We start from the raw sequence: 12,198 nt of genomic DNA, 5'->3' as shown, positions 1-12,198 counted from the left end.
GAAGGCGCCGCTTTCTGAAAACTCTCTGCCGGTCGGCTTATGCCGCCTCGGCTTCCTTTTCCTGCACCGGACCGGAATCCAGGCCCTTGGCATCGACATCACGATCGACAAACTCGATCACGGCCATCGGGGCGTTGTCGCCGTAGCGGAAGCCGGCCTTGATGATGCGGGTGTAGCCACCCTGGCGATCCTTGTAGCGGGGCGCGAGCGTGTCGAACAGCTTCCTGACCTGATCCTTGTCACGCATCTCCGAGATGGCCTGACGGCGCATGGCCAGCCCGCCCTTCTTGCCGAGGGTAATCAGCTTCTCGACGATCGGACGCAATTCCTTCGCCTTCGGCAGCGTGGTGACGATCTGCTCGTGCTTGATCAGCGCGGCGCACATGTTGGCGAACATCGCGCGGCGATGCTCGGCGGTGCGGTTGAGCTTGCGATGAACCTTGCCGTGACGCATTTATCTATTCCTTGAATTTCATTCGTCGCGACGGTTCGTCGGACCAGTTGCTCAGGTGGGCTGCCTGCGTTCGCCCGCTGAGGCGCGATGAATTCGCGCCTCAGCCTGTTGTCGCTCGGATCAGTAGTGATCCTCGAAGCGCTTGGCGAGCTCGTCGATGTTCTCCGGCGGCCAGCCCGGCACTTCCATGCCGAGGTGCAGCCCCATCTGGGCCAGCACTTCCTTGATTTCGTTCAGCGACTTGCGGCCGAAGTTGGGGGTGCGGAGCATTTCCGCTTCGCTCTTCTGCACGAGGTCGCCGATGTAGACGATGTTGTCGTTCTTCAAGCAGTTGGCCGAACGCACCGACAGCTCGAGCTCGTCCACCTTCTTGAGGAAGGCCGGGTTGAAGGCGAGGTCCGGGATGATCTCCTGGGCGACTTCCTTGCGCGGCTCTTCGAAGTTGACGAACACGTTGAGCTGATCCTGCAGGATGCGCGCCGCGTAGGCCACGGAATCATCCGGCGTCAGCGCGCCGTTGGTCTCGATCGTCATGGTCAGCTTGTCGTAGTCGAGGATCTGGCCCTCGCGGGTGTTCTCGACCTTGTAGGAGACCTTGCGGACCGGCGAGTACAGGCTGTCGACCGGGATCAGGCCGATCGGTGCGTCCTCGGGGCGGTTGCGCTCGGCGGGAACGTAGCCCTTGCCGGTTGCGACCGTGAACTCCATACGGATCTCGGCGCCCTCATCGAGCGTGCAGATCTGCAGGTCGGGATTGAGCACGACGACGTCGCCCACGGTCTGGATGTCGCCGGCGGTGACGACGCCCGGTCCGGACTTCTTGACGACCATGCGCTTGGGGCCTTCGCCCTGCATCTTGATCGAGATGTCCTTGATGTTGAGCACGATGTCGGTGACGTCCTCACGGACGCCCGCGATCGAGGAGAACTCGTGCAGCACGCCGTCGATGTGCACCGACTGCACTGCCGCGCCCTGGAGCGAGGACAGCAGGATGCGGCGTAGCGCGTTGCCGAGCGTCTGGCCGAAGCCGCGCTCGAGCGGTTCGGCGACGATGGTCGCGAAACGGGTCGGATCGCTGCCGGGCTGTACCTGCAGCTTGTTCGGCCGAATCAGTTCTTGCCAATTTTTCTGGATCGTCACTGTTTCACCCATACAGGCCAGTCAGACTGCTGTTGCAGGCACTGGCGTTGGAGAAAGGCCGCAGATCATTTCCACGGCTTTGCAAAAAATCATCGCGGGCGCCAATGCGCCCGCAATCTGGTATCAAACGCGCCGACGCTTACGGGGACGGCAACCGTTGTGCGGGATCGTGGTCACGTCGCGGATCGAGGTGACGGTGAAGCCCGCGGCCTGCAGCGCCCGGAGCGCCGATTCGCGGCCCGAACCGGGACCGGCGACTTCGACTTCCAGCGTGCGCATGCCGTGCTCCTGCGCCTTCTTCGACACGTCCTCGGCGGCAACCTGTGCGGCATACGGGGTCGACTTGCGCGAGCCCTTGAAGCCCATCGTGCCGGCGGAGGACCAGGCAATCGTGTTGCCCTGCGCGTCGGTGATGGTGATGGTCGTGTTGTTGAACGACGAGTTCACGTGCGCGACGCCGGAGGCGATGTTCTTGCGCTCACGACGACGAACGCGGGTGGCTTCCTTGCCCATAGACTACCTTTCCTGAAGATCTCAACGCCGCCGTAATGCCAGCGGCTACACCTGTGGAACGAAAGGCGCGTGGCGAACGGGTCATCCCCGGGTCGCCACACGCCGTGATTGGATGCGAAAACTTACTTCTTCTTGCCGGCGATGGCCTTGGCCGGACCCTTGCGCGTACGCGCGTTGGTGTGGGTACGCTGGCCACGCACCGGCAGACCGCGACGATGGCGCAGGCCGCGATAGCAGCCGAGGTCCATCAGACGCTTGATGTTGATGCCAACCTCACGACGCAAATCGCCCTCGACCATATAGTCGCGGTCGATCACTTCGCGGATCTGGAGCACTTCGGCGTCGCTGAGCTGATTGACGCGACGATCCACCGGGATCTTCACCTTCTCCAGAATCTCACCGGCGATCTTCTGACCGATGCCATGGATGTACTGGAGCGCGATCAGCACGCGCTTGTTGGTCGGGATGTTCACGCCGGCAATACGGGCCACGGCCTTCTCTCCTGTCGCCAATCCCTCGTCAGGAATCGGGCTTTAAGTGCTTGGTTTCTCGGGCAGGTGTTCACAAACGCGAACACGACGCCCACCCCTGGTCTTCCTGGGGCCCGGCATCGTTTGAAACTATCCGACTTGGATGCGGGGCTTATTAGGGGATTCAGGGGGCTTTCGTCAACCGCTGCTAGCGCTTAGCTCGCCTTTTCGTGACCTTTTTTGCGGCCTTTTTGGCACCTTTCTTGACAGCCTTCCTGACGGTCTTTTTGGCTGCCTTCTTCTTCCCCGCCTTCTTGGCGGCTTTCTTGACGATTCTCTTGCCTGCCTTCGTGGCCTTCTTGGCCGCTTTCCTGGATTTGGCGGCCTTTTTGGCCGCTTTCGCAGGCTTTTTGGCCGATTTCTTCGCCGCCTTGGCCTTTCTGGCCGGGGCCGCCTTTGTGGCACTCCGGGCATGCGTCTTGCCATGCGTCTTGGGCTCGACCGCCCCGAGCGCCAGGAGCTGGCGATGGATGGCGCGGGTGACCTCGTCGATGGCCATCATGCCGTCGATGGTCGAGAGCTTGCGCCGCTCGGAATAGTAGTGAATCAGCGGTTCCGTCTGGCTGCGGTAGCTGGCGAGTCGCTTGGTCAGGACCTCCGGGGTGTCGTCGAGTCGGACCTCTTCCCCGCGCTCGCGCATCTGGGCGACGCGAGTCTCGACGCGGTTCAGGAGCGCGCTCTCGTTGACGCGGAGCTCGATCACGGCATCGAGCTTGAGGTGCTTGTGCTTGAGCAGCTCATCCAGCGCCTCGGCCTGCGGCACGGTCCGCGGGAAACCGTCAAGGATGAAACCGTTTTTGGCATCCGGCTGATCGATCCGATCGGAGATGATTCCGACCACGACATCGTCGGGCACAAGACCGCCGCTGGCCATGATCTCCTTGGCCTTGAGACCGACCGGCGTTCCGGCCGCCACCGCCGCACGCAACATCTCGCCGGTCGAGAGTTGGACGATGCCATAGCGCTGCACCAGCAGCTGCGCCTGGGTGCCCTTGCCCGATCCCGGCGGCCCCAGAAGTATAATTCTCATCGGCGTACGCCCCCCGATTGGTGCGCGATACGTCGCGCACCTGTGTTTTGAAGTCCAGTTACAGTGCAAATCATAATCAGCGGCGCACCGCTACCCATATCATAGGGGAGCAAATGGCCGGACGCCAAGAAGCCTTTGAGATCAGTGATTGCGCTTCAGTGCGAGTGGCTCTGCCGATGCCACCGGATCGATGGCTGGCCGCTCCCGCAGGCGCCGCGCGTTACTCGCGCGGCGAATCGGCGGCGCAATTGCGCCGCCTGAGAGGACGCCGCGCTTAACGGCGCCGGCCGCGCAGCTTCGACTTCCGGATCAGGCCCTCGTACTGATGCGCCAGCAGATAGCCCTGCACCTGCGCCACCGTGTCCATGGTGACGCTGACGACGATCAGCAGCGAAGTGCCGCCAAAGTAGAACGGCACCGAGGCGTAGGAGATCAGGATTTCCGGAATCAAGCAGACGATCGCCAGATAGACCGCGCCGAGCACGGTGATCCGCGACAGCACGTAGTCGATATATTCCGCGGTACGCTCGCCCGGGCGGATACCCGGAATGAAGCCGCCGTGCTTCTTCAGATTGTCCGCGGTCTCGGTCGGATTGAACACGATCGCGGTGTAGAAGAAGGCGAAGAACACGATCAGCGCCAGATACATGATCAGGAACAGCGGACGGCCGTGGCCGAGCTGGGTGTTGATCCACTGGAACCATTCCGGCCCACTGCCCGCGTTGAAGTTCGCGACCGTGGTCGGCAGCAGCAGCAGCGAGGACGCGAAGATCGGCGGGATCACGCCCGAGGTGTTGAGCTTGAGCGGCAGATGCGAGGACTGCCCCTCGAACATCTTGTTGCCGACCTGGCGCTTCGGATACTGGATCAAGAGCCGGCGCTGGGCGCGCTCCACGAACACGATGAAGGCGATCACGGCCACCGCCATGATGATGACGACCAGAATCAGGCCGGTCGACATCGCACCCTGACGGCCGAGCTCGAGCATGTTGGCGAGCGCCGCGGGCAGCTCGGCGACGATGCCGGAGAGAATGATCAGGGAAATGCCGTTGCCGATGCCGCGCGACGTGATCTGCTCGCCCAGCCACATCAGGAACATGGTGCCGCCGGTCAGCGTGATCGCCGTCGACAGGCGGAAGAACATGCCGGGGTCGCTGACGACGTTGCCAGCGCCTTCGAGGCCCACCGCAATGCCGTAGGACTGGAACGCGGCCAGGATCACCGTGAGATAACGGGTGTACTGGTTCAGCAGCTTGCGGCCGGACTCGCCTTCCTTCTTCAGCGCCTCGAGCTGCGGCGAGACGGTGGTCAGGAGCTGGATGATGATGGAGGCGGAGATGTACGGCATGATGTTCAGCGCAAAGATCGCCATGCGGTGAATGCCGCCGCCAGCGAACATATTGAACATGCCGAGGATGCCGCCCGCCTGGGAGCGGAACACCTGCTCCCAGATGTTGGGATCGATGCCGGGCAACGGGATGTAGGTCCCGAGCCGATAAACGAGCAGCGCGCCCAGGGTGAACCAGATGCGCTTCTTCAGTTCGTCGGCCTTGGCAAACGCACCGAAATTGAGATTGGCTGCCAGTTGTTCCGCTGCAGAGGCCATCTTGGACTTTCTCCCGCCGCTTATTGCGCCGTTATGCCCGCGGCCGGGCTACATTATACCGGACACCGGACATTATCTGGGGCTACGGCTTCGATAAGTCCATCGTCCCGCGTGCGTAAAGGCCCGCGAGCCGCGGGCCGATGACGCAGTTGTTACGCCGCCTCGCCTTCTTCCTTGGCACGCGCGAGGATCTTCACCGAGCCGCCGGCCTTCTCGACTGCCGCGATCGCGGTCTTCGAGGCGCCGTGCACTTCGATGTTGAGCTTGGCCTTGAACTCGCCGCGGCCGAGCAGCCGCAGGCCACCCTTGGCGCGGCGCAGCACGCCGGCCTTGACCAGGGATTCGACGTTCACGACGCTGCCGGCGTCGATCTTCTTGGCATCGACCGCATCCTGGAGCCGGTCGAGATTGATCTCGGCGAACTCCACGCGGAAGATGTTGTTGAAGCCGCGCTTGGGCAGACGGCGATGCAAGGGCATCTGGCCGCCTTCGAAACCCTTGATGCGCACGCCCGAACGCGCGGTCTGGCCCTTGCCACCGCGGCCGGCCTGCTTGCCCTTGCCCGAACCAATGCCGCGGCCGACGCGCATACGCTTCTTGCGCGAGCCGGCATTGTCGGCGATATCGCTGAGCTTCATCGCCCTGCTCCTTGTTTCTTGCGCATGACCTTCACCGAAAACGGGTCCCGCTTCGGGATCGTGCGCCTTTGCTTACTTCTCGTCGACAATGCGAACGAGATGGTGAACTTTCAAGATCATGCCGCGGACCGCCGGGGTGTCCGGCAGTTCGCTGATGCGGCCGATCTTGTTGAGCTTGAGCCCGATCAGCGTCGAACGCTGCGAGTGATGGCGGCGGATCGCGCTGCCGGTCTGCTCGAGCTTGATCGTCTTTGCGGTCGTAACGGCACTCTTGGCCATAGGCGTCTACTCCGAAAAGCTTCCGTTATTCGGCAACCGCCTCGGCGTCACCACCGATGCGGCGGGACTGGAGGGTGGACACCTTGATGTTGCGGCGGGCAGCGACCGAGCGCGGCGAATCCTGATGCTTCAGCGCATCGAAGGTCGCGCGAACCATGTTGTACGGGTTCGACGAGCCGATCGACTTCGCAACCACGTCCTGGACGCCGAGCGTCTCGAACACGGCGCGCATCGGACCGCCGGCGATGATGCCGGTACCGGCCGGAGCTGCGCGCAGGTAAACACGGCCCGCGCCATGACGGCCGGCGATGTCGTGATGCAGCGTGCGGCCCTCGCGCAACGACACGCGGGTCAGGTTGCGCTTGGCGGATTCGGTTGCCTTGCGGATCGCCTCGGGCACTTCGCGCGCCTTGCCGTGACCGAAGCCGGCGCGGCCCTTCTGGTCGCCGATCACGACCAGCGCTGCGAAACCGAAGCGCTTGCCGCCCTTGACGACCTTGGCGACGCGATTGATGTGGACGAGCTTGTCAACGAACTCGCTGTCGCGCTCTTCCCTGCGTTCACGTCCGCCGCCGCGTTGATCGCGTCCACCACGTTGTTCGCGTTCTGCCATGGTTTTTCCAGTCCTTCAGAGGCTTACGCCTCAATCCTCAAATTCTGTTAGAAGCTCAGCCCGCTTTCACGCGCCGCGTCGGCAAGAGCCTTGACGCGCCCGTGATAGAGATAGCTGCCGCGATCGAACACGACTTCCTTGACACCCTTCTCGGCGGCGCGCTCGGCCAGCAGCTTGCCGACCGCCTTCGCCGCATCGATGTCGGCGCCGGTCTTGCCGCCATCGCGCATCGACTTCTCGAGCGACGAGGCAGAGGCCAGCGTCTCGCCCTTCAGGTCGTCGATGACCTGGGCGTAGATGTGCTTGGACGAGCGGAACACCGACAGGCGCGGACGGCCGCCACCCGAGCGGCGCAGCTTCAGTCGTACACTGCGCTTGCGCCGGGCATTCGTAACCTTGGCTTTCGACATGACCGGCTCCGTTACTTCTTCTTGCCTTCCTTGCGGAAGATGAATTCGCCAACATACTTCACGCCCTTGCCCTTGTAGGGCTCCGGCGGACGATAGGAGCGAATCTCGGCGGCGACCTGGCCGACGCGCTGAATGTCGCTGCCGGTCACCGTGATCTCGGTCGGCTTCGGCACGGTGATCGTGATCCCCTCCGGGATCGCGTAGACCACATCGTGGCTGTAGCCGAGCGCGAGCTGCAGGTTCTTGCCCTGCAGCGCGGCGCGGTAACCGACGCCGGTGATTTCGAGCTTCTTCTCGAAACCCTTGGTGACACCCTCGACCAGATTCGCGACCTGGGCGCGAGCGGTCCCGTACAGGGCCCGCGCGCGGTTGGTCTCGACCCGCGGGTTCACCTTGACCTGGCCGTTGTCGAGCTTCACCTCGACGTCGTTATGGACGACGAACTGAAGCTGGCCCTTCGGCCCCTTCATCTTGACGGTCTGCCCGTCGACGGTCGCGGTCACACCCGACGGCACCGCTACCGGTCTTTTGCCAACACGTGACATGGATCAAAAATCCTTCTCAGAACACCGTGAAGAGAACTTCGCCGCCCACGTTCGCTTCACGCGCACTGTGGTCAGCCATGATTCCCTTCGGCGTCGACAACACCGAAATGCCGAGTCCGTTATTGACCCGCGGCAGGTTCTTCACCGAGGCGTACACGCGACGTCCGGGCTTGGAGACACGCTCGATCTCACGGATAACGGGCTCGCCGTCGAAATACTTCAGCTCGATCTCGATCTCGCTGCGGCCCGAGGAATGCTCGAGCGTCGCGTAACCGCGGATGTAGCCTTCGCTCTTCAGCACCTCGAGCACGTTCTCGCGCATCTTCGAGCCAGGCGTGGAGACCTTGTTCTTGGAGCGCATCTGCGCGTTACGGATGCGGGTGATCAGATCGCTGATTGGATCGTGCGTAGACATCTAAACGACCCTCCTTACCAGCTGGACTTCACGAGGCCCGGGACCATGCCCTTGGAGCCAAGGTCCCGCATTGCGATGCGGGACAGTTTGGTCAAGCGATAGTTCGAGCGCGAACGGCCCGACAGCTCGCAACGCAGACGGATGCGGGTCGCCGACGAGTTGCGCGGCATTTCCGCCAGCTTCAGGGTCGCAGCGAACCGCTCCTCCATCGGCAACGTCTTGTCGGCGATGATCGCCTTCAACCGCTCGCGCTTCGGGGCGGCGTTCTTCGTCATCCGCTTGCGCCGGTTGTTCTTCTCGATTGAACTCTTCTTTGCCATGCTTGGCTCCTGGGTATCCGCGTTTGAGAGGCTTTAGGTCAGCGTCTCACTGCCGGAACGGGAAATTGAATGCGGTCAACAAGGCCCTCGCCTCGTCGTCGGTCTTGGCCGTGGTGCAGACGGTGATGTCCATACCGCGGGATTCCGTGACCTTGTCGAAGTCGATCTCGGGGAAAATGATGTGTTCCTTGAGGCCGAGCGAGTAGTTGCCGCGGCCATCGAAGCTCTTCGGGTTCAAGCCGCGGAAGTCGCGGACGCGGGGCAGCGCGACCGTCACCAGACGATCGATGAACTCGTACATACGGGCCTTGCGCAGCGTGACCTTGCAGCCGATCGGCTGGTTCTCACGCAACTTGAAGGTCGCGATCGCGATCCGCGAATAGGTCACGATCGCCTTCTGGCCGGCGATCTGGGTCAATTCCGCAGCGGCGTTCTCGGCCTTCTTGCGGTCGTTGACGGAATCGCCAACGCCCATGTTCAGCACGACCTTGTCCAGGCGCGGAACCTGCATGACGTTCTCATAACCGAACTTCTCGGTCATTTCCGTCCGGATCTTCGCGTCGTATTCCGCGCGCAGGCGCGGTGTGTAAGCGGCCTCAGCCATCGATCTCAGCTCCCGAGCTCTTGGCGATGCGGACCTTCTTGCCGTCCGCCAGAATCTTGAATCCGACGCGGGTCGGCTTCCCGTCCTTGCCGACATACGCGATGTTGGACAGTTGGATCGGCGACTCTTTCGAGATGATGCCGCCCTCCTGGGCCTGCGTCTGCTTCTGGTGACGCTTGACCATGTTGATGCCGCGCACCAGCGCCGTACCGGCGTCGGGACGCACTTCGAACACCTCGCCGGTGCGGCCTTTGTCGCGGCCGGTCAGCACGACGACCTTGTCGCCCTTGCGGATCTTCGCAGCCATCACAGCACCTCCGGCGCGAGCGAGATGATCTTCATGTGGTTCTTGGCGCGCAGCTCGCGCGGCACGGGCCCGAAGATACGGGTACCGACCGGCTCGGACTGATTGTTGATCAGAACGGCGGCGTTGCGGTCGAAGCGGATGACCGAACCGTCGGCGCGGCGAATGTCCTTGCGGACGCGCACCACGACGGCCTTCATCACGTCGCCCTTCTTCACCTTGCCGCGCGGAATAGCTTCCTTGATCGAGACAACGATGATGTCGCCGATCGTGGCGTAGCGGCGCTTGGAGCCCCCGAGCACCTTGATACACATGACACGGCGTGCGCCAGAATTATCGGCCACGTCGAGGTTGGTCTGCATCTGAATCATTGATGCACCTCGTCCTCTTCTCTTTGCGCCAGCCCAGCCGGCGCTCAACATTAACCTGAAGTCAGTCGGCTAAAGCCAACAGATCAGGCGCTTTTCTTGTGTTCGCCCCGGATCACGACCCAGCGCTTCAACTTCGAAATCGGCTTCGATTCCTCGATCCACACCATGTCGCCCGGCTTGAACTCGTTGCTCTCGTCGTGCGCGTGGTAGTTCTTCGAACGGCGGATCGTCTTCTTGTAGATCGGGTGCGTAAAGCGGCGATCGACGCGCACCACGATGGTCTTGGCTTGCTTGTCGCTGACGACCACGCCCTGCAAAGTACGTTTCGGCATCTTCGTAAGCCTCTTACTTCTTCTTCGCGCGCGTCTGCGCGGCGACGGTCTTGATCCGGGCGATGTCACGGCGGGCTTCGCGCAGGCGCGAGGTGTTCTCGAGCTGCCCGGTGGCGCGCTGGAAGCGCAGGTTGAAGCGCTCCTTCTTCAGGTTCAGGATGGCGTCGTCCTGCTGATCGGGGCTCAACGCGCGGATGTCTTCGATTTTCATCTGGGCCATGGCCATTACTCCGCAATGCGCTCGACGAAGCGCGTCTTGATCGGCAGCTTGGCTGCCGCCAGGGTCAGCGCTTCACGCGCCGTCTGGGTGTTGACGCCGTCGATCTCGAACAGCACCCGGCCCGGCTTGACGCGCGCGACCCACAATTCCGGCGCGCCCTTGCCGGAACCCATGCGGACTTCGGCAGGCTTCTTCGACACGGGAACGTCGGGGAATATGCGGATCCAGACGCGGCCGGCGCGCTTCATGTGGCGGGTCAGCGCGCGGCGAGCGGCTTCGATCTGGCGCGCGGTGACGCGCTCAGGCTCGGTCGCCTTCAGACCGAACTGGCCGAACGCCAACGTCGCGCCCGAAGACGCAACGCCGTGGATACGGCCCTTATGCGCCTTCCGGAACTTCGTTTTCTTAGGTTGCATCATGGCTTCAAGCCCTCAAATTCTCTGTGCTGGCGTCAGGCTGCAGCGTTGTCCCGGCGCTGCCGGCCGCCGCGATCGCCGCCGCCACCAGTCTCACCTTCGGCCATTCTCTTGTCCTGGGCCATCGGATCGTGCTCGAGGATCTCGCCCTTGAAGATCCAGACCTTGACACCGCAGGTGCCGAAGGTCGTGAACGCGGTCGCAACCCCGTAGTCGATGTCTGCGCGCAGCGTGTGCAGCGGCACGCGACCTTCGCGGTACCACTCCATGCGCGCGATTTCCGCGCCGCCCAGACGTCCCGAGCAGTTGATGCGGATGCCTTCCGCACCGAGACGCATCGCTGACTGCACGGCGCGCTTCATGGCGCGGCGGAACGCCACGCGGCGCTCCAGCTGCTGCGCGATCGACTCGGCCACCAGCGTCGCATCGAGCTCCGGCTTGCGGATTTCGACGATGTTGATGACCACGTCGGACGCCGTGATGTCCGCGACCTTCTTGCGCAGCTTGTCGATGTCGGCGCCCTTCTTGCCGATCACCACGCCCGGACGAGCCGAGTGGATGGTGACGCGGCACTTCTTGTGCGGACGCTCGATCACGATGCGGGCAACGGCTGCCTGCTTGAGCTCCTTGTGCAGGATCTCACGAATCTTGACGTCCTCGTGCAGCAGCTTGCCGTATTCCTGCTTGCCGGCGTACCAGCGGGAATCCCAGGTCCGGTTGATGCCGAGACGCAGACCGATCGGATTGATCTTTTGACCCATCGTGTTCTCCTGCGTCCCTTAAGCCGCTGCTGCGGCTTCGACCTGACGAACGATGATCGTCAGCTGTGAAAATGGTTTGTAGACACGGCCCGAACGGCCACGGCCGCGGGCGGCAAAGCGCTTCATCACGAGGCCGTTGCCGACGAAGGCCTGCGCCACGACGAGATCGTCGACGTCGAGGTCGTGGTTGTTCTCGGCGTTGGCAATAGCCGATTCCAGGCACTTCTTCACGTCAACCGCGATCCGCTTGCGCGAAAACTGCAGGTCGGCGAGCGCAGCAGCCGCCTTCCGGCCGCGAATGAGCTGGGCGACCAGGTTGAGCTTCTGCGGGCTCACCCGCAGCATCCGGGCGACCGCCTTGGCCTCGTTCTCGGCGAGGCTCCGTTCGCGCTTAGGTTTGCTCATCGTTTAATCCTCAAGCCTTCTTGGCTTTCTTGTCCCCGGAGTGGCCATGGAAGGTGCGGGTCGGCGAGAACTCGCCGAACTTGTGACCGACCATTTCCTCGTTGACGGCCACCGGCACGTGCTTCTGACCGTTGTAGACGCCGAAGGTCAGGCCGACGAATTGCGGCAGGATCGTCGAGCGACGGCTCCAGATCTTGATGACGTCGTGACGGCCGGACGAGCGCGCGGCATCTGCCTTCTTGAGCAGAGAACCCTCGACGAACGGGCCTTTCCAGACTGAACGAACCATGTC

Annotated in this window: 22 protein-coding genes; all 22 read right to left on the bottom strand. The window is 62.8% G+C overall.

Annotated features, from left to right (window positions below):
* Positions 1-37: 37 nt before the first annotated feature.
* The 22 genes from rplQ to rpsS all read right to left on the bottom strand — a co-directional run bounded on the left by rplQ (position 38) and on the right by rpsS (position 12,195).
* On the bottom strand, positions 38-454 hold the full coding sequence (rplQ, locus tag AC0L23_RS32680; RefSeq protein WP_018456461.1) for a 50S ribosomal protein L17: 417 nt from the start codon (positions 452-454) through the stop codon (positions 38-40).
* Between the two features lie 120 nt (positions 455-574).
* Positions 575-1,606: a DNA-directed RNA polymerase subunit alpha gene (locus AC0L23_RS32675; protein WP_007603046.1), complete on the bottom strand. Its 1,032-nt coding sequence runs from the start codon at positions 1,604-1,606 to the stop codon at positions 575-577.
* A 111-nt stretch (positions 1,607-1,717) separates the two neighbouring features.
* The gene (rpsK, locus tag AC0L23_RS32670) at positions 1,718-2,107 is read right to left on the bottom strand and encodes a 30S ribosomal protein S11 (protein WP_007603045.1); all 390 of its coding nucleotides are present in this window, start codon (positions 2,105-2,107) and stop codon (positions 1,718-1,720) included.
* A gap of 122 nt (positions 2,108-2,229) precedes the next feature.
* Positions 2,230-2,598 carry a 30S ribosomal protein S13 gene (gene rpsM, locus AC0L23_RS32665; RefSeq protein ID WP_018456460.1) on the bottom strand — a complete coding sequence of 123 codons (369 nt, stop codon included), beginning with the start codon at positions 2,596-2,598 and terminating at the stop codon, positions 2,230-2,232.
* Positions 2,599-2,785: 187 nt separating this feature from the next.
* Entirely contained in the window at positions 2,786-3,667 is an 882-nt protein-coding gene (locus AC0L23_RS32660) for an adenylate kinase (RefSeq protein ID WP_473357932.1), read from the bottom strand.
* Between the two features lie 274 nt (positions 3,668-3,941).
* Positions 3,942-5,273: a preprotein translocase subunit SecY gene (gene secY, locus AC0L23_RS32655; RefSeq protein WP_007611601.1), complete on the bottom strand. Its 1,332-nt coding sequence runs from the start codon at positions 5,271-5,273 to the stop codon at positions 3,942-3,944.
* Between the two features lie 152 nt (positions 5,274-5,425).
* Positions 5,426-5,911, bottom strand: coding sequence for a 50S ribosomal protein L15 (gene rplO, locus AC0L23_RS32650; RefSeq protein ID WP_473357931.1), 486 nt, complete (start codon positions 5,909-5,911; stop codon positions 5,426-5,428).
* A gap of 72 nt (positions 5,912-5,983) precedes the next feature.
* Positions 5,984-6,190, bottom strand: a complete 207-nt coding sequence (rpmD, locus tag AC0L23_RS32645; RefSeq protein WP_018456457.1) for a 50S ribosomal protein L30 — start codon at positions 6,188-6,190, stop codon at positions 5,984-5,986.
* Between the two features lie 25 nt (positions 6,191-6,215).
* On the bottom strand, positions 6,216-6,803 hold the full coding sequence (rpsE, locus tag AC0L23_RS32640) for a 30S ribosomal protein S5 (RefSeq protein ID WP_007603037.1): 588 nt from the start codon (positions 6,801-6,803) through the stop codon (positions 6,216-6,218).
* A gap of 47 nt (positions 6,804-6,850) precedes the next feature.
* Positions 6,851-7,213 carry a 50S ribosomal protein L18 gene (gene rplR / locus AC0L23_RS32635; RefSeq protein ID WP_007603036.1) on the bottom strand — a complete coding sequence of 121 codons (363 nt, stop codon included), beginning with the start codon at positions 7,211-7,213 and terminating at the stop codon, positions 6,851-6,853.
* A gap of 11 nt (positions 7,214-7,224) precedes the next feature.
* Entirely contained in the window at positions 7,225-7,758 is a 534-nt protein-coding gene (rplF, locus tag AC0L23_RS32630) for a 50S ribosomal protein L6 (RefSeq protein ID WP_007603035.1), read from the bottom strand.
* 16 nt (positions 7,759-7,774) lie between these two features.
* The gene (gene rpsH / locus AC0L23_RS32625; protein ID WP_007603034.1) at positions 7,775-8,173 is read right to left on the bottom strand and encodes a 30S ribosomal protein S8; all 399 of its coding nucleotides are present in this window, start codon (positions 8,171-8,173) and stop codon (positions 7,775-7,777) included.
* A gap of 14 nt (positions 8,174-8,187) precedes the next feature.
* Entirely contained in the window at positions 8,188-8,493 is a 306-nt protein-coding gene (rpsN, locus tag AC0L23_RS32620) for a 30S ribosomal protein S14 (protein ID WP_007611604.1), read from the bottom strand.
* Between the two features lie 46 nt (positions 8,494-8,539).
* Positions 8,540-9,097, bottom strand: coding sequence for a 50S ribosomal protein L5 (rplE, locus tag AC0L23_RS32615; RefSeq protein WP_007603032.1), 558 nt, complete (start codon positions 9,095-9,097; stop codon positions 8,540-8,542).
* Positions 9,090-9,404, bottom strand: a complete 315-nt coding sequence (gene rplX, locus AC0L23_RS32610; protein WP_007603031.1) for a 50S ribosomal protein L24 — start codon at positions 9,402-9,404, stop codon at positions 9,090-9,092. Before rplX ends, rplE begins: the two co-directional genes overlap by 8 nt.
* Positions 9,404-9,772, bottom strand: coding sequence for a 50S ribosomal protein L14 (rplN, locus tag AC0L23_RS32605; RefSeq protein ID WP_007603030.1), 369 nt, complete (start codon positions 9,770-9,772; stop codon positions 9,404-9,406). Before rplN ends, rplX begins: the two co-directional genes overlap by 1 nt.
* Positions 9,773-9,855: 83 nt before the next feature.
* Positions 9,856-10,104 carry a 30S ribosomal protein S17 gene (rpsQ, locus tag AC0L23_RS32600; protein WP_007603028.1) on the bottom strand — a complete coding sequence of 83 codons (249 nt, stop codon included), beginning with the start codon at positions 10,102-10,104 and terminating at the stop codon, positions 9,856-9,858.
* 13 nt (positions 10,105-10,117) lie between these two features.
* Positions 10,118-10,324 carry a 50S ribosomal protein L29 gene (rpmC, locus tag AC0L23_RS32595; RefSeq protein ID WP_007603026.1) on the bottom strand — a complete coding sequence of 69 codons (207 nt, stop codon included), beginning with the start codon at positions 10,322-10,324 and terminating at the stop codon, positions 10,118-10,120.
* Positions 10,325-10,329: 5 nt separating this feature from the next.
* Complete coding sequence (rplP, locus tag AC0L23_RS32590; protein WP_007603024.1) at positions 10,330-10,743, bottom strand: 50S ribosomal protein L16; 414 nt, start codon at positions 10,741-10,743, stop codon at positions 10,330-10,332.
* A 32-nt stretch (positions 10,744-10,775) separates the two neighbouring features.
* On the bottom strand, positions 10,776-11,501 hold the full coding sequence (gene rpsC, locus AC0L23_RS32585) for a 30S ribosomal protein S3 (RefSeq protein ID WP_007603023.1): 726 nt from the start codon (positions 11,499-11,501) through the stop codon (positions 10,776-10,778).
* Positions 11,502-11,519: 18 nt separating this feature from the next.
* Positions 11,520-11,906 carry a 50S ribosomal protein L22 gene (rplV, locus tag AC0L23_RS32580; protein ID WP_007603022.1) on the bottom strand — a complete coding sequence of 129 codons (387 nt, stop codon included), beginning with the start codon at positions 11,904-11,906 and terminating at the stop codon, positions 11,520-11,522.
* A 10-nt stretch (positions 11,907-11,916) separates the two neighbouring features.
* Positions 11,917-12,195 carry a 30S ribosomal protein S19 gene (gene rpsS / locus AC0L23_RS32575; protein ID WP_007603021.1) on the bottom strand — a complete coding sequence of 93 codons (279 nt, stop codon included), beginning with the start codon at positions 12,193-12,195 and terminating at the stop codon, positions 11,917-11,919.
* Between the last annotated feature and the right edge of the window lie 3 nt (positions 12,196-12,198).

It is taken from the genome of Bradyrhizobium sp. MI1.4, assembly GCF_055811315.1.
Note: the sequence above shows the minus strand (reverse complement) of the source record. Positions and strands in the feature narration are given on the sequence as shown.